This is a genomic window from Burkholderia sp. R-40, from assembly GCF_049942845.1.
Lineage (GTDB): Bacteria > Pseudomonadota > Gammaproteobacteria > Burkholderiales > Burkholderiaceae > Burkholderia > Burkholderia ambifaria.
In genome coordinates, this window is the sequence record NZ_CP187967.1 from 2,417,967 (window position 1) to 2,440,685 (window position 22,719).

General features: G+C 64.8%; 20 protein-coding genes and 1 tRNA gene. 14 read left to right on the plus strand and 7 right to left on the minus strand.

The features are described from left to right. Positions 1-17: 17 nt before the first annotated feature. Positions 18-773: a 4'-phosphopantetheinyl transferase family protein gene (locus ACP26O_RS11160; RefSeq protein WP_175666692.1), complete on the minus strand. Its 756-nt coding sequence runs from the start codon at positions 771-773 to the stop codon at positions 18-20. Between the two features lie 142 nt (positions 774-915). Further along, complete coding sequence (locus ACP26O_RS11165; RefSeq protein ID WP_175666691.1) at positions 916-1,989, minus strand: alpha/beta hydrolase family protein; 1,074 nt, start codon at positions 1,987-1,989, stop codon at positions 916-918. Positions 1,990-2,107: 118 nt separating this feature from the next. Here ACP26O_RS11165 and ACP26O_RS11170 point away from each other — a divergent pair, with 118 nt between their 5' ends. The 3 genes from ACP26O_RS11170 (at position 2,108) to ACP26O_RS11180 (ending at position 4,726) form a co-directional block, all read left to right on the plus strand. Continuing rightward, positions 2,108-3,049 (plus strand): LysR substrate-binding domain-containing protein, encoded by a 942-nt coding sequence (locus ACP26O_RS11170; RefSeq protein WP_175666690.1) that lies wholly within the window; start codon positions 2,108-2,110, stop codon positions 3,047-3,049. 331 nt (positions 3,050-3,380) lie between these two features. Beyond that, a complete protein-coding gene (locus ACP26O_RS11175; protein WP_175666689.1) occupies positions 3,381-4,613 on the plus strand; it encodes an MFS transporter in 1,233 nt (410 codons plus the stop codon). Beyond that, complete coding sequence (locus ACP26O_RS11180; protein ID WP_279607351.1) at positions 4,604-4,726, plus strand: hypothetical protein; 123 nt, start codon at positions 4,604-4,606, stop codon at positions 4,724-4,726. The genes ACP26O_RS11175 and ACP26O_RS11180 overlap by 10 nt, the downstream gene beginning before the upstream one ends. A gap of 9 nt (positions 4,727-4,735) precedes the next feature. Here ACP26O_RS11180 and ACP26O_RS11185 read toward each other — a convergent pair whose 3' ends face one another. From ACP26O_RS11185 to ACP26O_RS11195, 3 genes are all read right to left on the minus strand, one after another. After that, positions 4,736-6,238 carry a cryptochrome/photolyase family protein gene (locus tag ACP26O_RS11185; RefSeq protein WP_175666688.1) on the minus strand — a complete coding sequence of 501 codons (1,503 nt, stop codon included), beginning with the start codon at positions 6,236-6,238 and terminating at the stop codon, positions 4,736-4,738. A gap of 258 nt (positions 6,239-6,496) precedes the next feature. Further along, positions 6,497-7,477, minus strand: a complete 981-nt coding sequence (locus ACP26O_RS11190; RefSeq protein WP_175666687.1) for an acetyltransferase — start codon at positions 7,475-7,477, stop codon at positions 6,497-6,499. A 174-nt stretch (positions 7,478-7,651) separates the two neighbouring features. Then, a complete protein-coding gene (locus tag ACP26O_RS11195; protein WP_244103706.1) occupies positions 7,652-7,942 on the minus strand; it encodes an SDR family NAD(P)-dependent oxidoreductase in 291 nt (96 codons plus the stop codon). Between the two features lie 416 nt (positions 7,943-8,358). On the opposite strand from ACP26O_RS11195, the gene ACP26O_RS11200 reads away from it, so the two are divergent. Further along, on the plus strand, positions 8,359-9,720 hold the full coding sequence (locus ACP26O_RS11200) for an MFS transporter (RefSeq protein WP_175662643.1): 1,362 nt from the start codon (positions 8,359-8,361) through the stop codon (positions 9,718-9,720). Next, positions 9,707-10,756 (plus strand): lactonase family protein, encoded by a 1,050-nt coding sequence (locus tag ACP26O_RS11205; RefSeq protein ID WP_175666686.1) that lies wholly within the window; start codon positions 9,707-9,709, stop codon positions 10,754-10,756. Before ACP26O_RS11200 ends, ACP26O_RS11205 begins: the two co-directional genes overlap by 14 nt. 84 nt (positions 10,757-10,840) lie before the next feature. Here the strand turns inward: ACP26O_RS11205 and ACP26O_RS11210 are convergent, their stop codons facing one another. Further along, positions 10,841-11,878: an AraC family transcriptional regulator gene (locus ACP26O_RS11210; RefSeq protein ID WP_175666685.1), complete on the minus strand. Its 1,038-nt coding sequence runs from the start codon at positions 11,876-11,878 to the stop codon at positions 10,841-10,843. A gap of 227 nt (positions 11,879-12,105) precedes the next feature. On the opposite strand from ACP26O_RS11210, the gene ACP26O_RS11215 reads away from it, so the two are divergent. Then, positions 12,106-13,218, plus strand: a complete 1,113-nt coding sequence (locus tag ACP26O_RS11215; protein WP_175666684.1) for a fatty acid desaturase — start codon at positions 12,106-12,108, stop codon at positions 13,216-13,218. 40 nt (positions 13,219-13,258) lie between these two features. Here ACP26O_RS11215 and ACP26O_RS11220 read toward each other — a convergent pair whose 3' ends face one another. Continuing rightward, the gene (locus tag ACP26O_RS11220) at positions 13,259-13,879 is read right to left on the minus strand and encodes an HAD family hydrolase (protein ID WP_175666683.1); all 621 of its coding nucleotides are present in this window, start codon (positions 13,877-13,879) and stop codon (positions 13,259-13,261) included. A 224-nt stretch (positions 13,880-14,103) separates the two neighbouring features. On the opposite strand from ACP26O_RS11220, the gene ACP26O_RS11225 reads away from it, so the two are divergent. From ACP26O_RS11225 to ACP26O_RS11260, 8 genes are all read left to right on the plus strand, one after another. Beyond that, positions 14,104-14,194: transfer RNA gene (locus ACP26O_RS11225), tRNA-Ser, on the plus strand. Between the two features lie 831 nt (positions 14,195-15,025). Beyond that, entirely contained in the window at positions 15,026-16,036 is a 1,011-nt protein-coding gene (locus tag ACP26O_RS11230; RefSeq protein WP_244099099.1) for a phage late control D family protein, read from the plus strand. A 200-nt stretch (positions 16,037-16,236) separates the two neighbouring features. Further along, positions 16,237-17,505, plus strand: coding sequence for a type VI secretion system Vgr family protein (locus tag ACP26O_RS11235; RefSeq protein ID WP_244103707.1), 1,269 nt, complete (start codon positions 16,237-16,239; stop codon positions 17,503-17,505). Between the two features lie 60 nt (positions 17,506-17,565). Further along, positions 17,566-20,313, plus strand: a complete 2,748-nt coding sequence (locus tag ACP26O_RS11240) for an SH3 domain-containing protein (protein ID WP_244100359.1) — start codon at positions 17,566-17,568, stop codon at positions 20,311-20,313. A gap of 135 nt (positions 20,314-20,448) precedes the next feature. Continuing rightward, positions 20,449-21,024: a hypothetical protein gene (locus tag ACP26O_RS11245; RefSeq protein ID WP_244099096.1), complete on the plus strand. Its 576-nt coding sequence runs from the start codon at positions 20,449-20,451 to the stop codon at positions 21,022-21,024. Next, positions 21,021-21,272, plus strand: a complete 252-nt coding sequence (locus tag ACP26O_RS11250; RefSeq protein ID WP_105833506.1) for a PAAR domain-containing protein — start codon at positions 21,021-21,023, stop codon at positions 21,270-21,272. The genes ACP26O_RS11245 and ACP26O_RS11250 overlap by 4 nt, the downstream gene beginning before the upstream one ends. 123 nt (positions 21,273-21,395) lie before the next feature. Then, a complete protein-coding gene (locus ACP26O_RS11255; protein ID WP_105833507.1) occupies positions 21,396-21,665 on the plus strand; it encodes a hypothetical protein in 270 nt (89 codons plus the stop codon). 775 nt (positions 21,666-22,440) lie between these two features. Continuing rightward, positions 22,441-22,716, plus strand: a complete 276-nt coding sequence (locus ACP26O_RS11260; RefSeq protein WP_244099095.1) for a lysozyme inhibitor LprI family protein — start codon at positions 22,441-22,443, stop codon at positions 22,714-22,716. Positions 22,717-22,719 lie beyond the last annotated feature (3 nt).

Genomic DNA, 22,719 nt, shown 5'->3' on the forward strand with positions numbered 1-22,719 from the left:
CGCGCGGTGACATCGGCTCACGCGCGCGTCCACGCGACGCACGCCGCGTAGCCGGGCGCCGCGTCGAGCCAGCGCGCGTCGAACGCGGCCACGCCGGCCGCCGGCGCGGCCGGCTCGATGATCGTCGTCGCAGGCGTCGCCGCATCGCGCGGCGGCACGACGGCGAACGCGCGCAGCCCACCGCCGATGCCGATGCCGAGCGCCTTGAGCAGCGCCTCCTTCGCGGACCATACGCGCATGAACGCGTCGGCACGCGCGTCGGGCGGCAGGCCGTCGAGATAAGCGGCTTCGGCAGTCGCGCACACTTCGGCCGTGAGCGCGCGCCAGTCGGTCGTGCGGTTGCAGCTTTCGATATCGACGCCGACGCGGCCCGTCTCTGCCCATGCGATGAGCGCGTGATCGCCCGCGTGCGACACGTTGAAATCGAGCGATGCGCGATGCGCGGGATCCAGCGACGGCCGCCCCGATGCATCGACGACGATCGCGATATCGTTCGGCGCGATGTCGAGCGCCGCGCCGAGCACGTCGCGCAGCGCGGCGCGCGTCGCGGCGCTGCGCACCGCATCCTCGTGTCGAAGATAGCGCCCGGCACGCGCGCGCTCGGCATCGCTCAATGCCGCATAGGCCGGCGACGCGAGCGGCACGCGCCAGTCGAAATCGATGCGCGCGACCTGCACGCCGGCACGCGACGCGGCAGGCGGCAAGTCGAGCAAGTGCACGCGCCATGCGCGCGACAGGTCGGCGGAAATCTCGGAATCGGGCGGAACGGACATCGGCACGCAGCAGGCAGTCGAATCAAACGTCCGATGTTAATCGATCGCGCCGGACGTGGAACGATGCGTCGCGACCGGGATCGTCGGCAGCGGCAGCCGGCGCGGCCGCCTGATCGACGCGACTACCCGCTTGCGGGCGCGGTCAGCCTTGCGCGACGGCACCCGGGACGCCGCTTTCCGCCTGCCCCGCACGCTGCGCCGGATGGCGCGCGTGGACATGGCCCGGCGCATCGGCCGGCAGCGCGCCGTGTTGCAGCCAGTACAACGCGACGGGCCACAGCGTGTCGGTGAAGCGGCTGTGGAAGAACGCGAAATGACCGATCGCATCGACGCCGATGTCGCGCGGCGCGATCCGCAGATGCGTGACGTCGCTGCCCGTGTAGTAGCCGGCCAGCCGTTCGATCGCGTCGACCGTGCCGAAGCCGTCGTCTTCGAGGCCGATCGCGAGCATCGGCGCCGACAGCCGCGCGAAGCGGCCCGGCAACGCGGCGCGGCTCGCCTCGGGTTCGGCGAGCAGGCCGTGCGTGTACGCATCCTCGAAGCGCGGTTGCGCGCGCACCCACGACAGCGCGACGCCGCGCGGCGTATCTTCCATCCAGCCGAGCCGTTTCGCGGGCACATAGCCGAACACGGCCGCGAGCGCCGGCATCGCGACGTGCCACTTCAACCACATGCGCCGCCGCTCTTGCGGCCGATAGTCGCGCCAGTACGCATACTGCGCGCCGACGGTCACCACATGACGCACGTACGCGTTCGACGCCGCGAGCCCGAGCACGCAGCCGCCGATGCTGTGCGCGACGACGTCGAGCGGCTGGCCCGCAAACGCGTCGCGCGCGTACTGCAGTGCGGCCTCGCAATCGAGCCGCCCCCAGTCGAGCCAGTTCGCGCGCAGCGTCGCGAGCCGCGCGGGGCGCGATCCGCCGATGCCGCGATAGTCGTAGACGAGCACGTCGCGCCCCTGCGCGAACAGCCACGCGGCGAAGCGGAAGTAATAGTCGCAGCGCACGGACGTCGCGCAATTGATGACCGTCACGGGCCGCATTGCACCCCCGCCGCCGCCGCGATGGCGCCACACGTAGCCGCGCAACGCGTAGCCGTCGGCCGCGGTCAGCGTCACGGGCTGCGGCGGCAATGCGTCCGCCGCTCGCCCGGGCGCGTACTCGGCCGCTTGCTCGGCCGCGCGAGCCGTCCCGCCCGCTTCGTTCGAAATCGTCATCCTGTCTCCTGTGCGGCGCCACCTGATCCGGCGCCCGCCCGTCGGCCAGCCTCCATTGAACTTGACGCGTCCGGCGTTCTCAACCAATCTTGCTGCTCCGTTCGCATGAGCCCGACGCATGTCAACGCCGCTCGTCCGTCTCCCGTCGCTGGATCTCGTGCGCGGCTTCGTCGCCGTCGGCCGGCGCATGAGCATCACGCTCGCCGCGCAGGACTTGTGCGTCACGCAGTCGGCCGTCAGCCGCCAGGTGCATGCGCTCGAAGCGCATCTCGGCGTCGCGCTGCTGCAGCGCGGCTATCGGAAGATCGCGTTCACGCCCGAAGGCGAGCGGCTGTTCCGCGCCGCGGATGCGGCGCTGCTCAGCCTGCAGGACACCGTCGCGTCGCTCGCCGCCGCGCGCGAGCGCCAGCCCGTCACGATTACCGCGAGCATCGGCGTGACCGCCTTGTGGCTGCTGCCGCGACTCGGGCGCCTGCAGGCGCGCCTGCCCGAGGTCGACTTGCGTGTCGCCGCGAACGACAAGGTACTCGATTTGCGCGCGGAAGGCATCGACCTCGGGATCCGCTACTGCCCGCGCGAGCGCGCGCCGGCCGGCGCGGCGCGCCTGTTCGACGAGATCGTCGTGCCGGTCGCGCACCCCGCGCTGGCCGCCCGGCCCGTCACCGACGCGGCCGCGATCGCGGACCACGTGCTGCTCGAATTCGACGGGCCGCCGCAAACACAGCTGCAATGGCGTGCGCACCTGCACGCAGCCGGCCTCGGCGACGCGCGCCCCAAGGGCGTGCTGCGCTTCAACCAGTACGATCAGGTGATCCACGCCGCGATTGCCGGCCAGGGCGTCGCGCTCGGACGGCTCGCGCTCGTCGCGCCGATGCTCGCCGACGGCCGGCTCGCGGTGCTCGGCCCGCGCTCGCAGACGGCGTCGGATGCCTATGGCTACTGGCTGTTCCGGCACGATCCGGCACCGCGCCGCGAAGTCGCCGACGTGCGCGACTGGATACTCGCCGAAGCAGCCGAGTGCGACGCGGCGATGCGCGCGTACGACGTGGCGCAGCGGTAGCCCGCGCGCGATTTTCCGCGTCGAGTCGATGCCGATGCCTGAGCGCTGCGGCGATCGTTGCGCGACGGATCGCGCCACTGCAGACGATGGACCGACGACGTAACAGCGCATCGGCCACGTGCCACGCCGGCCGCCTGCGCGGCAGCGGCTCCACGCACCCGGCCCGCGCCGCCGTCCTCGCACTTCTCGCCGACATCGCGTCCGACCTCACGTCGCATTCCCGACGCGCATGCGAACCCGACCGAATGATCGCTTGAGCGACACCGCGACCGGATCGTCTAATCGGATCGAACGCGGCCGTCGCGCCGCACGCATTCATCCGGAGACATGCATGACCCCGATCGAACGAGACGCCCGGCGGCGCTGGCTGCCGGTACTCGCAGGCGGCCTGATCATGGGCGCCGCACTCGGCATCCGCCACGTGCAGGGCTTGTTCCTCGCGCCGGTCACGCTCGACCACGGCTGGTCGCGCGAAGCGTTCGGTCTCGCGCTCGCGCTGCAGAACCTGGTGTGGGGCATCGCGCAGCCGTTGACCGGGATGATCGCCGACCGCTTCGGGTCGGTGCGTGTGATCGTCGCCGGCATGCTGCTGTACGCGGCCGGGCTCGTCACGATGGCGCTGGCGGCGTCGATCGGCGTGTTCACGGCCGGTGCGGGGCTCGTGATCGGCATCGCGCTGTCGGGGTCGGCGTTCGCGTCGATCTACGGCGCGTTGAGCCGGCTGTTTCCGCCCGACCGGCGCGGCTGGGCGCTCGGCGTCGCCGGCGCGATCGGCGGGCTCGGCCAGTTCTGCATGGTGCCGGTCGCGCAGGTCCTGATCGGCGGCATCGGCTGGCAGCATGCATTCGTCGCGCTCGCGCTCGTCGCCGCGCTGCTCGCGCCGCTCGCCGCGTTGGTGCGCGACCGGCCCGCGCAGGCCGCGAGCCGTGCCGACGGCACCGACCAGTCGATCGCGGCGGCCGTGCGCGAAGCGTTCGCGCACCGCGGCTTCTGGCTGCTGAACGCCGGGTTCTTCGCATGCGGGTTCCAGCTCGCGTTCATCGCGACCCACCTGCCGGCCTACCTGCTCGATCATGGGCTGCCCGCGCGCCATGCCAGCGTCGCGCTCGCGCTGATCGCGCTGACCAACGTGGCCGGCACCTACGCATGCGGCCATCTCGGCGGCGTGCTGCGGCGCAAGTACGTGCTGTCCGTGCTGTACGTCGTGCGCGCGCTCGCGATGGCCGCGTTCGTTGCCGCGCCTTTGTCGCCCGCGAGCGTCTACGTGTTCGCGGCCGTGATGGGCTTCACGTGGCTCGGCACGGTGCCGCTGAGCAATGGCGTGATTTCGCAGGTGTTCGGCGTGCGCTACATCGCGACACTGTTCGGCTTCGTCTTCTTCGGGCACCAGCTCGGCAGCTTCTTCGGCGTATGGCTCGGCGCGCTCGTGTACGACGCGACGCATTCGTATCTGCCGCTGTGGATCGGCTCGATCGCGCTCGGCGTGCTGGCCGCGCTGCTGCACCTGCCGATCGACGACGCGCGCATCGCGCGCCCCGGCTCGGCCAAGGCCGCATGGGCATGATCCGTGCGGCGCTGGCCGCCGGCGTGCTTGCGTTCGTCGCGTGGTGCGGCGCGAGCTACTTCGATTCGGACATCGCGCTCGCGCTGCTCGAGCACGCGGCGTACTGCAACTGACGCGGCAAGTTACACCGCGCGCGAACGGCCGGCGGCGCCCGGCTTCGGCAACGTGGCAAGCGCATCGAGCGCACGACGGCGCGCGCCGTCGTGATCGACGATCGGCGCCGGATAGTCGAGCCCGAGCCGCACGCCGGCCGCCGCCAGCTGCGCCGCGGATGCCTCCCACGGCGCGTGGATCGCCGCCGCGTCGAGGCCCGCGAGTTCCGGCACCCAGCGGCGCACGTACTCACCCTGCGGGTCGAACTTCCGGCCCTGCGTCACCGGATTGAAGATGCGGAAATACGGCGCGGCGTCGGCCCCGCAGCCAGCCACCCATTGCCAGTTCGCCGGGTTGTTCGCGGCGTCCGCATCGACGAGCGTATCGTGGAACCAGCGCTCGCCCGCCCGCCAGTCGATCAGCAGATGCTTGACGAGGAACGACGCGACTACCATCCGCACGCGATTGTGCATCCAGCCGGTCGTCCACAGCTCGCGCATTCCCGCATCGACGAGCGGATAGCCGGTCAGACCGCGCTGCCATGCGCGCAGCGCGGCGGGATCGTCGCGCCACGGCATCGCGTCGAACTGCGCGCGGAAGTTGTCGGTCGCGAGCGCCGGGAAGTGATACAGCAGCACGTGGCTGAATTCGCGCCAGCCGAGCTCGCTCAGGAATTTCTCCGCACCGGCCGCGCACGCCACGCCGCCCGCCTGTGCCGCACCCTGCACCGCATGCCACACCTGTCGCGGCGACACGTTGCCGAAGCGCAGGAACGGCGACAGCCGGCTCGTCGCGGGCTCGCCGGGTCGATCGCGTGTGTCGGCGTAGCCGGCGAGCGACGCGTGCACGAACGCGTCGAGCCGCGTATGCGCGCCGGCTTCGTCGGGCGCCGGCCACGCGTCGCGCAGACCGCCCGCCCAGTCCGGCGCGTGCGGGCGCAACGCGAGCGCGTCGAGCGCCAGCGCGCGTTCGCGCACGGCGGCCGGCCACGGATGAAACGCGATCTGCTCCGGTTCGGGCAGCGGCGCCGTCACCGTGCGATCGCGCCGCACCGCGCGCCAGTATGCGGTGAACACCTGGAACGGCGTACCGGCGCCCGTCATCACTTCCCACGGTTCGTTCAGCAGGCTGCCGTTGCTGCTCTCGACTTCCAGGCCATGCGCCTTCAGCGTCGCCTTCAACGCCGCATCGGCATCGCGCTGCGGCTGCGCATAGCGGCGGTTCCAGTACACGGCCGCCGCGCCCGTGTCGCGCACGATGCGCTCGATCTCGCGCTGTGCATCGCCGCGCAACAGCAGCAGGCGCCCGCCATGACGCGCGAGCGCCGCGTCGAGTGCGGCGAGCGAGCCGTGCAGCCACCAGCGCGCCGCGCCGCCGAGCGCCCGCCCCGCACCCTCGCCCGTATCGTCGACATACACGCACACGAGCGGCCGGCCCGACGCGACTGCGCGCGTCAGCGCGGGCTGGTCGGTCACGCGCAGATCGTCGCGGAACCACACGACGGCAGGAGCAACGGACGACTTGGCTGACACGGGCACCTCGCGACAGGAAACGGAAAAGTGACCCGTATTGTCGCGGCAGGCTCGTGCGATGTCGATGCTCGCCACGCAGCGGCGCGTGCGCGCGCATCGGGTGCCGACGTCGGATCGCCGGCCCGGTGAAACGCCTTACTCCATTCCGACGATTCTTCGTCGAGGTTCACGCGTGACGCAGCGATCGACTCGCGCGTGCCGGGCTCGCCGACGCAACCGGCCGGAGCGGCGCCACGCGCGCGGCGCACGGGCCGCGGCTCAGTCCAGCCGGAACGCCGCTTCGAACCGCTCGGCGAACGCGTCGAACTCGGCTTCCGGCAGATGATTGATGCCGCCCGCGCGCTTGCGTCCGCCACCGGTCGGGAAACCGCGGCAGAACTCGTCGGCGCAAAGCGGCCTGCCGTCGGGCACGCGCACGCTGACCACGAACCCGCCTTGCGCACGCGGTGACAGCACCGCGAGCGCCGCATGCGGCGCATTGCGCATCCGCTCGTTCGCAAGCATCCCCGACACGCGCCGCGCCCACGGTTGATCCGGCATCCTGATCAGCGTCGCGCCCGGCACGTCACGCAGCGGCACGAGCGCGCATGCCCGCGCCATGTCGTCGCGATAGCCGTCGCGCAGCGCGGCGAACACCGGCGTGTCGCGCACGAAGTCGAGCGGATCGGCGCACGGCAGCATCGCATCGGCCAGCACCGCCGGATCGAAATGCAGGTCGCCGACGCAGTCGCCGTATGCGTTGTAGTTCAGGTAGAGCCCGAGCTCGGCCAGCGTGCAGCGCTCGGCTTCATCGATTCCGTATTCGCGGGCGAGCGCGTCGCCGAGCGCCGGCAGTTCGTCGCCGAACGCCGCGACGATCGCCCAGCGCACGTGCCGCCCGCCGAGATAGCGGTTCACGAGTGCGCTCGTGCAGATGTCGGCGGCCGTGTCGATATACGCATCGAAACGCGGATCGCCCGGCAACGCGCCCGCGAAGTGATGATCGAAGTAGCGAACCGCCGCGCCGTCGCGCAGCAGCCGCGCGCATGCGTCGCGGTTCTGGTCGTGCGACACGTCGAGGACGGTCACGCGATCGCCGGCCCGCGCATCGATTCGCTCGAGCAGCTTGATGTCGCGCTTCACGCCGGTCACGAGCGTGCCGCCCGCGCCCTCCGCGAGCCGTAGCTGTTGCAGCGCGCAGAGGCCATCAGCATCGCCGTTGAACGCGAAGAAGTGCCGTGCCTGCCGAGTTTCCTGCATGATTCGCCGCTCCCTCCTCAGGGCATGAAATCGCCGCCGTTCGCATCCAGCATCGCGCCGGTCTGCGTTCGCGTAATCCGACGCAAGGAACAGCGCCGCGCGCGCAGTCCTCGTCGGTCGGCAGCTTCGCGAGCGCGATGTTCGACGCGATCGGCGCGATGATCTCCGCCTCCGTCATCCCGTACTCCGCTGCCGCCTGCCGGAAATACGTCTGCGTCGGCACGCTCCACATCCACCCCATGTGGATGCTGTTCGCGCGATCCCGTGCACGCCGAGCTCGCGCGCCAGATATTTTGCCGCAACCGCGAGCGCCCCCTTCGATACAGCGTAGCCCGATTCCCCTGCAAATGGCTTGCGCGTCACCTGCGTGTTGATCATCACGATCGTGCCGCGCTTCTGCAGCTTCATGTGCGGCACGATTTCCTGCGTGAGCGTCATCGTGCCGAACACGTTGGTGTCGAACACCGCGCGCCAGCCGTCGGAGATCGGCGTCCTCGACGGCCTCCGGAAACGTGCCGTGCACGAACGCGCTGTTCACGAGTGCGTCGATTCGGCCGAAGCGCTCGATCGCCTGCGTCGCGAGCTGCCGGCATTACGCGCGCTCGGCGATGGCGGTACGCCACCTTCAGCACGTCGCATGCGACGCCGCCAGTGGACAGCCGGCGCTCGCTCGCGATCCCACGTCATACGTCATCGGATGTGATCGAACGGCGCGCCACCCTCCTGATATTCCCCAATATTTGGGCATATTCCGGGTAAACCCGCGACGCCATGCCTAAAGCTCAGGCGTACCATGTCATACGACGACATACTACTTAAATCACCATCTCGACGCCAACGCGGGCCGCCGCCCCGTTCGCCGCCCGACCGGAGACACACCCTTGACCTCACCCGCCCTGCCCGGCCGCGACCCGCTCGCGTCCGCCGTTTCGAAAGTGAAGTGGCACGTGCTGCCGCTCGTGCTGATCATGTTCATCGCGAACTACATCGACCGCGTGAACGTCGGCTTCGTCGACCGCCACCTCGAAGCGTCGATCGGAATCGGCGCGGCCGCTTACGGGCTCGGCGCCGGCCTGTTCTTCGTCGGCTACGCGCTGTTCGAAGTGCCGTCGAACCTGCTGATGCAGCGCTACGGCGCACGCATCTGGCTTGCGCGGATCATGGCGACGTGGGGCGTCGTCGCGGCCGCGATGGCGTTCGTGTGGAACGACACGTCGTTCTATGCGCTGCGCTTCCTGCTCGGCGCGGCCGAGGCCGGCTTCTTCCCCGGCGTCGTGCTGTACCTGTCGCAATGGCTGCCGCCGCAGGAGCGCGGCAAGGCGATGGCGATCTTCCTCGGCGGTTCCGCGTTCGCGTCGGTCCTGTCCGGGCCCGTCACCGGCGCGCTGCTGTCGATCCACGGCTTCGGCCTGCAGGGCTGGCAGTGGATGTTCCTGATCGAAGGGATGTTCTCGGTCGCGCTGTGCGGCGCGAGCTGGCTGCTGCTGAAATCGCACATCCGCGACGCGACGTGGCTCACCGCCGACGAACGTGCGGCGCTGCAGAACGCCCTCGATGAAGAGCGCGCGACCCGCGACGTGCGCTCGAAGGTGCACGTGTCGGCCACCACGCTGCTGCGCGACCCGCAGATCATGCTGTTCTGCTTCCTGTATTTCGCGATCCAGCTGACGATCTACGCGGCCACCTTCTGGCTGCCGACGATCATCCGCAAGATGGGCGGCCTCACCGATTTCCAGGTCGGCCTCTACAACACGATTCCGTGGATGATCGCGATCGGTGCGATGTACGGCTTCGCGGTGCTGTCCGCGAAGTGGAAGCATCCGCAGCGCTGGCTGTCGTTCGCGCTGGTGCTGGCCGCGTGCGGGCTGTTCGCGTCGACGTCGCACGATCCCGTCTGGTCATTCGCGTCGATCTGCTTCGCCGCGCTCGGCTTCAAGGCCGCGTCGGCGCTGTTCTGGCCGATCCCGCAGGGCTACCTCGACACGCGCGTGGCCGCGGCCGTGATCGCACTGATCAACTCGATCGGCAACCTTGGCGGCTTCGTCGCGCCGACGGCATTCGGCTATCTGAAGCAACATACGGGTTCGATCACGGGCGGCCTGTATGCGCTCGCGATCGCGTCCCTCGTCGCGGCGGTCGCCGCGCTGTTCGCGCGCACGCACCGGCGCAGCGATCCGCCGCGCGGCCTGCCGGCCGACGAGTCCTTCACGAATACCGCGATGCTCCGCCATGCCGAACACTGATCGCCTGACCGTCGTCGTCTCGAATGCCGTCGACGGCGACCTCGCCACGTTCTCGCTCACGTCCGACGGCGCGCTCGCGCCGCTCGCCCGTTACCCGGCCGGCGACGCCGCGATGCCCATCGCCGTGCAGCCCGATCGCGCGCGGCTGTACGTCGCGACGCGCGGCGAGCAGCCGACGATCGTCGCGTTCCGCGTCGCGACCGGCACCGGCGCGTTTGCCCGCATCGGCGCGACCGCGATCGACGCGAGCCTTGCGTACCTGTCGCTCGACCGCAGCGGCCGCTGGCTGCTCGGCGCGTCGTACGGCGGCAATTCGCTGAGCCTCTACGACGCCGCACGCGTGCGTGACGGCGACGGCGCGCCGCTGCAGGTCGTGCACGGCATCGCGAACGCGCATGCCGTCGTCGTGTCGCCCGACAACCGCTTCGCGTATGTGAGTTCGCTCGGCTCGGACCGGATCTTCACGTTCGCGCTGATCGAGGATGCCGGCGGCCTGCGTGCGCTCGAACACGGCGAAACGCGCGTGCCGGGCGGCTTCGGGCCGCGTCACCTGCGCTTCGCGCGCGACGGCCGCGCGCTCGTCGCGGTCAGCGAATTCCAGGCGACGGTCGCGACCTTCACACGCGACACCGACAGCGGCCGCCTCGGCGACGCGCAGGTCAGCGCGCGGCACCCGGCCGTCGCCGACTTGCCGCCAGGCCATGCGCGCCCGCCCGCGCCGACCGGGCCCGCCGTGTGGGCCGCCGATCTTCATCTCACGCCCGACGAGCGCTTCGCGTATGTCAGCGAACGCACGTCGAGCCAGTTGCTCTGCTATCGCCGCGCCGCGAACGGCAGCTTCGAACCCGCGCACGCGACGCTCACCGAAACGCAGCCACGCGGCTTCGCGATCGATCCGTCGGGACGCTGGCTCGTCGCGTGCGGCGAACAGTCGGAACACGTGTCGGTCTACGCGATCGCGCCGGACGACGGCACGCTGGCGTTGCACGCGCGCGTGCCCGGTGGGCGCGGCGCGAACTGGGTTGCGATCGTCTGACTCTGATTGTCGAATGACCGATGGATCGAAGCCGTGCGCATGGCCGGCATCGGCCGCCACCGGATCGCGCCGCCCGGCGCGCCGTCAGCGCCGCTCGCTCGGCGCGACGCCGGTCCAGCGCTTGAACGCGCGCGTGAAATTCGCGCGATCGGTGTAGCCGACCCGCGCCGCGATCTCGTCGACCGGTAGGCGCGTGCCCTCCAGTAACCGGAGCGCATCGCGCAGCCGGATCTCGTCGAGCAACGCCGAATAGGTCGCGCCGAATTCCGCGAGCTTGCGTTTCAACGTACGCGCCGATACGTGCAGTTCGCGCGCGACGTCGTCCACCGACGGATAGCCGGCGTCACCGCAGATCAGCAGGTTGCGCACGCGCTCGACGATGCTTTCCGCATAGCCGAGCCGTGCGAGCTCGGCCTCGCATTGCTGGACGATCATCTGCGCGGTCTGCGCGTTCGCGGTGCCGATCGGCTCGTCGAGCAGCGCGGCGTCGCAACGGATGCGGTTCGCGCTCGCGTCGAAATGACAGCGCGGCAGCCGCGCGCGATAGCGCTCGAACCACGGCGGCTCCGGCCATTCGAAATGCAGCTCCGCACGCGACTGCAGCGTGCGCCCCGGCACGGGATCGAGCAGCGAGTTGAACAGGATCGCCGTCTCGACCAGGAAGTTTTCCACTGCGAACTGGCGCAGCCGGCCGAGCGCAAACGCCTCGAGCACGTCGATGTCGACGATCCCGTCGAGCTGCGTGAGCCGCACCGAAAAGAACGGCACGCGCGTCGGCAGGTAGCGGATGCCGAGCGCGATCGCTTCGCCGAGCGTCGCGCAACTCATCAGCCCGAAGCCGATCAGCCCGGATTTCGTCAGGCTGCTGCGCAGGCCGATCTCGATCGCGATCGACGGATCGTTCGTCGCGTCGAGCAGGTTGAACACGACCGCCGCTTGCTGCAGCGGCGTGATGCGCGCGTCGGGCTGCGCGAGCCGATCGCGCGCGACGCCGGAGCCGGCGAGAATGCGCTCGCCGTCGATGCCGCGCTCCTCGGCGAGCATCAGCATGAACAGCGCATACGCGGACGATACCGTCGCCTTGTTCAGCTGGCGCGCGGCATCCGGGGCGGACAGGGCCATGCGGCGGACTCCGGTGCGGTTTCGGCGGATTGTAGCGTCGCTGGCCCGCAATGACACCACGGCCGCACTCTAGCCGCGCGGGGCCGCATCGGTCGCCGTCGCGCCGGCAACGGTGGCCCGAAATGACACCATGATTGGCACCGGCGGCCCTCGTGTGCGGGATGAGGCGCGCCTATGCTTGTCACATCGGCATTGCGCCCCACTCCTTTCCGCACGGATTCCGGTCGATGAGCCAACCCGCACGAACCGTCTTTCGACACGACGCCGACAAGGTCGCGTATGTCCGCCGCGAGGTGAACGCCGCGAGCGACGCGATCCGCGCGCGCTTTCCGCTGCTCGACAACCAGAACCTCGTCGGCGCGAGCGTGATGGCCGTGTCGGTCAGCGCGATGCTCGCGATCGCGTGGCTGTATGCGCACGGCGCAATCGCGTGGTACGTCGCGCTGCCGCTCGCCGCGTTCGTCACGTCGCTGATCCACGAACTCGAGCACGACCTGATCCACCTGATGTACTTCAAGAAGACGCCGTGGGCCTATCACCTGATGATGGCGCTGTGCTGGCTCACGCGGCCGGGCACGATCAACCCGTGGACGCGCCGACGCATGCACCTGCATCACCACAAGGTATCGGGCGGCGAATCGGATCTCGAGGAATTCGGTATCACCAACGGTGAACGCTGGGGCGTGAAGCGGCTGCTGATGATCGCGGACGGGATGCTCGCCGTCGTGTTGCGGCCGAATGCGATGCGCCGCAAGGTCAGGCAGTACGTCGCCGCGCAGTCGGTTCAGGATGCGTCCGAACGTATGCAATTGCGTGTCGAGCAGGTGTCGTCCTACATGCCGATCGGTCACGCGTACTACGCGCTGTGGCATGCGTTCATCGTCTATCACGTCGGGCTGTTCGCACTGCATGCGTTCGGCCATGCGATCACCGTGCCGGCCGCCGTCGAGCGCGTGATGCACGTCGTCGATTTCCTTGCGGTCGTGTGGCTCGGGCCGAACTTCGTGCGCAGCTTCTGCATCAACTTCGTCAGCTCGAACATGCATTACTTCGGCGACATCGATTCGCGCAACGTGATCCAGCAGACTCAGGTGCTCAACCCGTGGTGGATGCTGCCGTTCCAGCTGTTCTGCTTCAACTTCGGCAGCACGCATGCGATCCATCACTTCGTGGTGCGCGATCCGTTCTACATCCGGCAGTTGACCGCGCGCACCGCGCATGCGGCGCTGCGTGAAGTCGGCGTGCGGTTCAACGATGTCGGCACGTTCAGGCGGGCGAATCGCTGGGGCGCGTATCGTCCGGATCGCGGGATGCGCAGCGCGCAGCGGGCCGACGCGTAACGGCGGCGTGCTGGCGCGGCTCGGCGCACGCGTCAGTTCATCAATCGCCGATCGGCGGCATCGGTCCGTGCCCGCGGATCCATGCCCAGTTCGCGAGTTCGGCCATTTCCTTGTCGCCGCGGCTGTCGCCGTAGGCGAACAGTTTCGCGGGCGTCCGATTTCCCCACCAGCCGCGCAAGCGCACGACTTTCTGCGGGCCCCAGCAGTTCTCGCCGTTCAGCCGCCCGGTGAACCTGCCGCGCTCGAACGCGAGGTGCGTCGCGAGCACCGTGTCGATGCCCGCCGTCTTCGCCCACTTCTCCAGATACAGCGACGGCGACGCGCTGACCAGCACCACTTCATGCCCGCGCGCGCGATGCTCGCGCACCCGTTCCAGCATGTCCGGACGCACGAGGTTCGGCAGATAGCCGTCGACGAACCGGCGCGCGAGCGCATCGAGCGCGTCGTCGCCAATCGGGCCGAATGCAAACCACGCGAACTTCGCCTTCGCGTCGCCGCGCGACAGCAGCCCGGCTTTCATCGCGACGATCCACGGCAGCGCGCGCAGCCCGGCCCACGCGAAGCGCGGCGTGCCGACCGCGTAACGGACGAAATGGCGGAAGCTGTCGGTGGTCGTGATGGTGCCGTCGAAATCGAACGCGGCGACGATGCGGTCAGTCATGGAGAGGCGGGGAAGCGATGAGATGCGGGGGAAGATAGCAGACTTGGGGGCGGGGGCGGTCATCCCGGATCATGTCGAACGCGGCGAGCGCGTCGATCGCCGCAACGATCGCGCACGGCGGCACGGACGCGCGGGCCACGGAAACCGAATTTCCGGCAGCTTACAGCCGCTCGTCGAAGGGGCTGGCGGGAGGCCGCGGGAGTTTGCTATACTCTCGGTCTTCCGGAGAGATGGATGAGTGGTTTAAGTCGCACGCCTGGAAAGCGTGTATAGGTTAATCGCCTATCGGGGGTTCGAATCCCCCTCTCTCCGCCAGAATCAGTGCGAAAGCCCCGCAAGATCAAACGATTTGCGGGGCTTTTTTGCAACATGCGACGTGACGTCAAATCGTGTCGGCGCCCCCGCCGATGCTGTCGCGAGCGCCGCGGGAATGGTCCACTCGTCATAAAGTTGTCTGGCCCGGCCGTCGCGCGTGCTTCGTGCTCGAAGGCGCCTAGAGTCGCCCACACTTGTACGTCTTAGTCCGACTGCCTTGTCTCGTCGGCGACACATTCTCCATATCCGTGGCGTCGCTCTCCGAGACCCATCGCGTACCTTCCGGCAAATCGGACGCCAGGCCCCCAACCACTGCTGTCTCGATCGAAAGCAATTCGCGTATCAATTCGGCAGATCCCGGAAATTGATCGCTCTCTAGCCTTAGTGGTGTGCGACCTTCATCGCCTCGGGACATCCACCCTCCGGCTATTCCTGGCGCCCGGATGAACATCAGGACGTGTCCTAGCCGAGTCGCCAATACATGGCGCGCTCCCTGAAAAAACGATGATCCGGCTTTCCATATCCCAGTCATTTTCGAATTGAAACCAAACGCATTTCGATAAGCGACGAAAATTCATAAAAAGATGCTAGCGACAGCTTGGAGTAAACCTTCAAAGATCGTTACCGCAGAGTTATCGTACCGAACTGCCTTTGGTATGATCTTTCGCGCAATCAATCCAGACTCCGTTCTGGCGAATTGTGATGTTCAGTCGAAATATTATTGAAATATATTGTTATTTATTTGAAAGATTTGATTGCAACGCGTACGCATTCCGGCATTTGGATGTCGAGTGATAGTGGGACGCGTTCTGCACGAAACGGGGTAATCGCATGAGCGGGGAAGTCTTGCTGAAGGTGCTGCGCGGAGGTTACGCGCAGTTCGATCGCATCGTGAAACTTGACACGCCGCTCGGCGACGATTGGCTCACGCCGCTGTACGTCAAGATCAACGCGCGGCTCGGGCGCAATTTCGAGGTGACCGTCGATGCCTCGTCGGTCGTCGGCGACAAGATCAAGCTTAGCGCTCTCATGCTGCAACCCGTCACACTCTGGATTCGCCAGACCGACGGCGGTTATCTGCCGATCCATGGCTATGTGCAGCGGGCTCGCCGCCTTGGAAATGATGGAACCGTCTCGTATTTTCAGCTTCAGTTCTCTTCGTGGCTGAGCTTTTTGAAGCTCAGCAGCGATCGGCGCGACTGGCAGGAAGCCAGCGGCTGGCAGATTCTCACCGACGTATTCGACAAGCATCCGCAGGCTTCCGGCAACTACGGACAGGAACTGCGCGCGGCGATGCGCTCGTATTCGCACCGCGTGCAGTGGGAAACCGACTGGAATTTCGTGCATCGGAGTCTGGAGGAAGTCGGCGTGTTTCCGCGCTTCGATTTCGCAAAGGACGGCAAGTCGCACAAGGTCGTCATGATGGACGACCTGTATTTCGGGCCGTCGCTACCGAACTCGGAGATGAAGTTCAGCCACGCAGGTACCGACGAGGATTTCGACGGACTCACCCAGTTAAGCGAACAGCAGGACGCACAAAGCGCGACGCTGACGCTCGGCACCGCCGACTACAAGCGTCCGGACCTGGACAAACAGGTCAGTACGCCCGCGGCCGATCTGGAGGATCTGCCCGGGCAAGGTGAAGACTACCTCTATACCGGCTCACAGACGTGGGCCGAATCCGCACCGAGGAATGGGCGTCGCGAGCAAAGCGCTATTTCGCGATCGGCAGCCCGCGCTATGCACTACCCGGCTACTGGTTCAAGGTGTCGGGGCATCCGGTTCTCGATGCCCTGCCGGAGGAAGAGCGCGAATTGTCGATCATCGCGAGCGACTGGCTGATTCAAAACAATCTGCCCGGCCTGGATGCGCTGACGCGGTTTCCGCGCAGCCTGCGCAGCGAGATCGAACAGGTCCAGGCGGCTGGGACGGGTGCGACCGTGAGTCACCGCGATGGCGGCGTCGGTTTTTTCCACGTCGAGATCGAGGCGCAACGCCGCAAGACGCCGTTCCGCAGCCCGTTCGAGCACGAGAAGCCGGAGATGCATCTGCAGACGGCAATCGTCGTGACGGACAGCGACGAAGAGATCCTTACGGACGACGGCAACCGTGTGCGGGTCCGGACATCGAACAGTCGAAACGATCGCAATACGAAGTCCACGTCGTGGATTCGCGCGGCGATGCCGGACGCCGGCTCTAGGCGCGGCGGCTATTTCCCGTTGCGCAAAGATGATCAGGTGCTCCTCGGGTTCGTCAATGGCGACTGCGACCGGCCGGTAATCATCTCGCGACTGCACGGTGGCGCAACGATGCCGGTGTGGCACACGCACGGCCTGCTGTCCGGCTTCCGGTCTCGGGAATACGGCGGTGACGGCTTCAACCAGCTTGTCATGGACGATTCGAGCGGTCAGAACCGGGTTCACCTTTACTCGTCGAGCTACAGTTCTCACCTGCATTTGGGCTACCTGATCGAACAATCCGATAACACGCGCGGCTCGTTCCTCGGCAACGGATTCGACTTGAAGTCTGGCGCGTACGGCGCGGTACGCGCCGAGCAGGGGCTCTATGTATCGACGCAGCCAGCCACCGCCCAGCCGCTGAACGTAACGGCCGCCACCGATCCGCTTGCCGGCGCGGAAGCCGTGCTCGAGACCGTGTCGAAGGCTAGTGAAACGAACCGCGCCGAAGGCCTCCAGGACGGTCAGGCCGCGCTGAAGTCGTTCACCGACGCAACGCAGCGCACGGTCGCCGGTTCTGCCAGCGGCGGCCGTACAGCGGGCGGCGGCACGGGCAATGCGAACGGTTTTGCGAAGCCGGTGATGCTGCTGTCGAGTCCTGAAGGCATCGCCGCGTCGACGCAGCAGTCGGTGCATGTCACGGCGAACCAGCACGCGAACGTCGTTGCAGGCAAGAACGTCAACTTGGCCGCCGGTAAAGCGTTACTGGTCAGTGTGCTCGACAAGATCAGCCTGTTCGCGCAAAACCTCGGCATCAAGATTTTCGCGGCAAAGGGATCGGTAGACATTCAGGCGCAAAACGGCTCGGCCTCGCTGGTGGGGCTGCAGGACGTGAAAATCGAAAGCGCGGACGGACGGCTGATTCTGACGGCCGCGAAGGAAGTGTGGATCGGCGCGGGCGGCTCATACATCAGTATCAAGGGCGGTCTGATCGAGAACGTGACGACCGGACAGATTCTGGAAAAATGCGGGAATTGGGACAAGTCGAGCGGCGCGAGCGGGACGATTCGCGATCCATTGAAGGCGACGCCGGTATCGACCGACCGCGGCCGCGGCTCGCTTTTCTCCGGCTGATGCCAAGCCGGACAGCATCCGAGCAGCAAGAAAAACGAGAAACGAGAGATTCCGAGAAACATGAGCAATAGCCACCCTACCACGAAGCCAGCCGCGCCGGCCAAGCCGGCGACCGCCCCGAGTGCACCTGCGACAGCACCGTACACGCCGCTAAACTGGGCCTTTCCGTTCTCACCGGTCGGCAAAGATGACCCGGCCAACCCGATGACCTATATGAAGGCGCTGGCAGCCGCCGAAGACGGGTTCTATCCACTGGGTGCGAATGGCATGTGGCATGGCGGCATCCACTTCGACCAGAACACGGCTGCGCAGTTGAAGCAAGGCGACGGCATCCGCGCAATCGCCGATGGGGAAGTCGTCGCGTACCGGCTCGACAGCAAGTATCCCGAACAGGACTACCAAGACGGCCGCCACGCGTTGTATTCGACGGGCTTCGTGCTCATCCGTCATCGGCTGAAACTGCCTCCGCCCCCACCTCCGCCCGCAAAGCCGGAGCCAGCCAAGAATGCTGCAACCCAACCGGCAACGTCATCCACAGCGCCAGCAACGGCGACGCCAGCTCCAACGTCGAGCACTACACCACCCGGCAAGAACGAAACGCTCACGTTCTTCAGCCTGTACATGCACACGATGGACCACAATAGCTACCAGTCGGCGGCAGAACAGGCGAAAGTCGCTCAGGTCGACCGCTTCAAGCTGAACATGGGGCCAATGCCGTATTGGGAAGGCGATCGTTACTATCGGGTCGGCGACAAGGCGAAAGACAAGCAAGAGGTCCCGCTGCCAAAGGTGCCCGTGCCATCATTGCGTGACACGATCAATCGCGATGTACTCGGAGAGTTCATCCAGAGCGATTTCAAGAAGGTGCCCGAACCGGAAGAAGACACGAAAGACACAACACCGCTCCCGCCCCCGGTCACGGGCCTGCGCATCCGTGAGCTGCCGAACAGCAAGAGCAAAATCCTCGGCATCTTGCCGCAAGGTACAGAGTTGACCCTCTCAGACACTGACGACCAAACAAAAGCGAACCCGGGCTGGGCGAAAATCAAGGCAATCAAGTCCGGGACTCCGGCTGCGGCGGTTGTCGGCCAGTCCGTATCGCCGCATGCGCCATACGGGTACGTCTTCCTCGGGGAACTTGATCCGATCGTCGATCCGAAGCCGCTGGACACAGTCGTCGTGCTAAAGCAGCCTTATGCTGTGAAGGCTGGCGACGTCATCGGCCAGTTCGGCCACTATCTGCGGTACCCGGACGCGAAGCTATTGCCAGCGAAGCCAACCCGGCCACTGCTGCACCTGGAAGTGTTCGCAGGCCCCGAACTCGAAGCATTCATCCAGAAGAGCCGCGAGCGGGCAAAGCAGTTACCCGCATCCAAAGCATTTCTAGAAATCTCGCCGGGTGCGCGGCTCGTAACCGACCTACCAGAACCGGACCAGAAACTGCAGCCCGGTACCAAACTTGTACCTTTCGCCGCCGACGCAAAGGGCAAATGGGTCAAGGTGCAACCGAAAACAGCCGCACCAGTACATGGTGGCCGACACACGAAGCCGGTATTCAACGACGCCGGTGCGCCCGTTTGGGTCGATGGCAACCTCGCCAATACGACGACCACCGCAATCGTGCCCTGCTGGAAAGATTTTCCGTTGAGTTTCTCAAACGCGAAGGGGCCCGGCGCAGATTTCCGCGACGTATTCCGGAGCGTCGACCTCGAGAAGAACGGTGTGGAAAGCAGCGCTAAAGATGACAAGGGGCGTCGCTGGTATTACGTGACAATCGGCACCAAGGACGGAAGTGCTCGCAACGGATGGGTGTGCGAGCAGGACCATCCTCTCGTGCGCATGTGCGGTCCGTGGGATTGGCCGGGTTTCGAACTGGTTGACAACAGCAGCATCATGCCGATCGACATGCTCAAGCGCTACATCCATGTCGCCGAGCAATTTCTGGCCGATGAAAGCAAAACCGAATTCGAAGCGAGCGCCGCAACGGTCAACGCGAGTCCGCTCATCACAAAGCTCGAGAAGGCGATTGATACCAATCACGATGGAAAGGTGACTGCGCAAGAGCTGAAGCGTGCACAAGAAACGCCGTGGATGGCAGAAGCCCTCTCCCACCTCGTCGTGCGGTGTGAAAGCGAATGGGGCGGGGGCCTGGGTAAGTGGGAGGCCTTGTCGCCGCTAATGAAGAAGCTGCTTTGGCTGTGGAAGACCGAAATCGAGCGGATCGGAAAATTGCAGTGGTGGGAGCAGGTCACCAGTGTCGACGGCTTCCCAAAGGAGCCCAGTCCTTGGCACTTCCATCCGATCGGGATTGTCGGCAATTTCATCGCAAAGCCTGTCACTGGCGAAAACAACTTCACCGAAGAAGACGCTAGGGACGCACTAAAGTACATTTTCGACAAGTATGGACGTACCATCGCCGAGACGGTTGAGCGTATGTATCGGACGGAAACGAGACACTTCCAATCGAGTCAATATCGTCGATGCGGAACGGGCGGCATGGAAGTACATGGTCCAGCGCCGTACTATGGATGGACTCCCGATTTTTACAGCGAACCTCCGATTGGGACATGGGCAGCCTTTGAAGGTGCCGGCCTCAGCGGCGTAGGTGGAAATGCGCAAGTTACGAATCGAAAGAAAGTGTTCGTCGTGGTTTCGTCGGTGCGCGTAGGCATGGAGTTCAAGGCCAAGTATATTGTGCACTACAACGGAAATTACGCCCGATGGTTTTCAACCGACGCAAATGCACAAGCAGTTTACAGAAAAACACTCGAATCCATAACACCACGAATCGTGAATTCATTTCAGTGATCCGACATGAGAATCGTTGATAAAATCGTAACACTCACCCTCCTTCTGTTGATTTCATGCGGCGTCCACGCCTCAGCCGATATCTGCAGAAGCGAATTAAGAGAGTTGGTTGTACCTCCTCTTGAGCACGTCGCAATGAACAAGAAGGACATCCAAGCTGATATTGAGGATGTGTCTGATGGGATCTATAGCGTCAGACTGTATGTCGCTGCGGATAGCCCCGACAATCTTGACAAGCAAGTGTCCATCGGCTGGGTGAATTTGGATACGAATTCGATGAAAGCGTTGGATGTGACACGAGACCCTGAACATCCAGACGTACTGAAGGTGAATGAGGCCAAATACCGAAAATTCATTTCGGATTGTATTCACAAGCCATCGAAGGCAGCTTCGAACTGCGACGAACTCAATAAGCATGCCTCGAAGCTTGCTATTGACATACCTCAATCGGAAAGCGGGATGGCAGTCATTGGAAGCGGTCGCCTTCAGTTCTATTCAGCACCAGATTACGCGTGTAAAACGCCAGGAGTTTTTATTTTGACTGGAGAATCCGTCGATGCGTACACTAGCTATCATGGATTCACGTTTGTGGCTTACCAAAATTCGAAGAAGACCAGCCCAGTTCGCGGCTGGGTAAGAAGTAATCGACTGCGATCCAACAGCCTTGGCACTGCCCCGCGGCAACCGGCTGTTAGCGAGACCACCAAATGATGAATCTCATCCGCATCGGTGACGACACCGATCACGGCGGCAAGGTTGAAACCGGCTCAAATACGATGCGTTTCGACGGCCGCTATGTTGCCCGCAAGGGCGATCGCGTGTCGTGCCCGCAGCATCCTGACGTGTCGCCTAACCTCATCGAGGAAGGCGATCCGTCGATGACGGATGATGCCATCCCGATCGCGCGGCACGGCCATCGCGCCACGTGCGGCTGTCACCTGATCTCAAGTCTCGTTTGATCCTGAGATCGAACAAGGCGGCGAGGCATCAGCCTATAATTCGCGCTGCAAAATACCTGAAACAGCTTGTTTTTCTCAAAAAATGAATGAACCCGTTTTGGGGACGAGCTTCGTTGTGGTCCCCTGTTCCCTCTTGGCTTGATTGTCGCTACACCCGGTGCGCTCGATCTTCTCGACCGAACCGGCACCAACGCCAATGGGCTACTTCGACGGCACGGCAGAGGCGATTGGGGTGTGGTCTGCGCGGCCGATGCTCGCTCGAACGATCTCGCCGTGACGAATCGAACTCGCCTGCTGTCTGCATATGAGTTGGGCGACCGTCGAGAGAGGTTGTGGATCATCACTGAAGCCGATCGCCGAGCAACAACCCTCTTGTTGCCTTGCGAATACTGATGCGATGGAGTTCACCGTGCAAAAACTCCATCCGGCTCTTCAGCCAGGCAGACGTCTCACACTTGCGAACTCTAACGCCCCGGCATTTTCTTTTCAGGGCTGCTGGGACGGTGGATGTGCGCTGCATGCGACGGCGATGGCGCTCGCGAGACGCCGTCTCGGTTTTCGTCGTCCAGATCGGCTCCAGCCCACCTTTATGACCAAATCCGTATCAATAGCGGAGCCAGCGAGCGATTCGAAGATCGGATATGCGTATGTGGTAAACCGAGTGATGTCGGGCATCAAAAACTGGAGCACCTTTAGGGGCATAATTAATGATAGATGGCAGTTTTCAGACATTAACGCCCCAAGGGTAGGCGCTTACGGATGCGTACAAAACGTTCCCGAGAGTAGAGTCCCTGCAAGGGTAAGGACCATGGTTATCGCTCATTTGCAAGATAGGGCAAACGGCGGCCCCTCCCTCGTTGGCAACAATCTCAGCTATGCAAATCCCTATGTCTTAGACGAGGCAACGGACGCAACGAGAGCATGGGTTGAAGATGTTGTTCGTCAAGCAAGCATCACTGGATATAGGTACGGAAAGGGACGCGCGGTTCACGTGCATGGAACAACCCAAGGTCTAATGCCTTTTAGACCGGACCCTTTCACCATAGTACTGCCGGAATCATACAATCAGTAATTTTTAATAGAGCCATGAAAAAAATCATCCCGCTTGTAATTTTTCTCTTACCCCTCACCTCTTTTGCCGATGCATGCGTCAATAGCGGAAACGTATATGACGACTTGTCGTGCACCAACCAAACCCTGGATAAATCAAAAAAAAGAACTCAATACGATTTATCAAAAATTGTATTCTTCCACACAGTATAAAAACGAGTTTGAGCAATCCCAGAAGGCTTGGCTCAACTATCGGGACAAGCAGTGTAACGGATATATCGCAGCCGAGGCATCGCAATCCCAAGGCGCCGGCTCCGGTCTAATTACGAAAGATTGCCTAGTCACGATAACCAAACAACGAGTCGATTATTTAAAAACACTTCTCATAAAATAGTGG

Bases quoted from the DNA above. Each gene is read 5' to 3' on its own strand.
- ACP26O_RS11220 (WP_175666683.1), bottom strand. From the start codon at position 13,879: ATGACTGACCGCATCGTCGCCGCGTTCGATTTCGACGGCACCATCACG.
- ACP26O_RS11215 (WP_175666684.1), top strand. From the start codon at position 12,106: ATGAGCCAACCCGCACGAACCGTCTTTCGACACGACGCCGACAAGGTC.
- ACP26O_RS11210 (WP_175666685.1), bottom strand. From the start codon at position 11,878: ATGGCCCTGTCCGCCCCGGATGCCGCGCGCCAGCTGAACAAGGCGACG.
- ACP26O_RS11190 (WP_175666687.1), bottom strand. From the start codon at position 7,477: ATGCAGGAAACTCGGCAGGCACGGCACTTCTTCGCGTTCAACGGCGAT.
- ACP26O_RS11165 (WP_175666691.1), bottom strand. From the start codon at position 1,989: ATGACGATTTCGAACGAAGCGGGCGGGACGGCTCGCGCGGCCGAGCAA.
- ACP26O_RS11235 (WP_244103707.1), top strand. From the start codon at position 16,237: ATGCATCTGCAGACGGCAATCGTCGTGACGGACAGCGACGAAGAGATC.
- ACP26O_RS11180 (WP_279607351.1), top strand. From the start codon at position 4,604: ATGGGCATGATCCGTGCGGCGCTGGCCGCCGGCGTGCTTGCGTTCGTC.
- ACP26O_RS11245 (WP_244099096.1), top strand. From the start codon at position 20,449: ATGAACAAGAAGGACATCCAAGCTGATATTGAGGATGTGTCTGATGGG.
- ACP26O_RS11160 (WP_175666692.1), bottom strand. From the start codon at position 773: ATGTCCGTTCCGCCCGATTCCGAGATTTCCGCCGACCTGTCGCGCGCA.
- ACP26O_RS11240 (WP_244100359.1), top strand. From the start codon at position 17,566: ATGAGCAATAGCCACCCTACCACGAAGCCAGCCGCGCCGGCCAAGCCG.
- ACP26O_RS11260 (WP_244099095.1), top strand. From the start codon at position 22,441: ATGACGACTTGTCGTGCACCAACCAAACCCTGGATAAATCAAAAAAAA.
- ACP26O_RS11250 (WP_105833506.1), top strand. From the start codon at position 21,021: ATGATGAATCTCATCCGCATCGGTGACGACACCGATCACGGCGGCAAG.
- ACP26O_RS11230 (WP_244099099.1), top strand. From the start codon at position 15,026: ATGAGCGGGGAAGTCTTGCTGAAGGTGCTGCGCGGAGGTTACGCGCAG.
- ACP26O_RS11170 (WP_175666690.1), top strand. From the start codon at position 2,108: ATGTCAACGCCGCTCGTCCGTCTCCCGTCGCTGGATCTCGTGCGCGGC.
- ACP26O_RS11205 (WP_175666686.1), top strand. From the start codon at position 9,707: ATGCCGAACACTGATCGCCTGACCGTCGTCGTCTCGAATGCCGTCGAC.
- ACP26O_RS11175 (WP_175666689.1), top strand. From the start codon at position 3,381: ATGACCCCGATCGAACGAGACGCCCGGCGGCGCTGGCTGCCGGTACTC.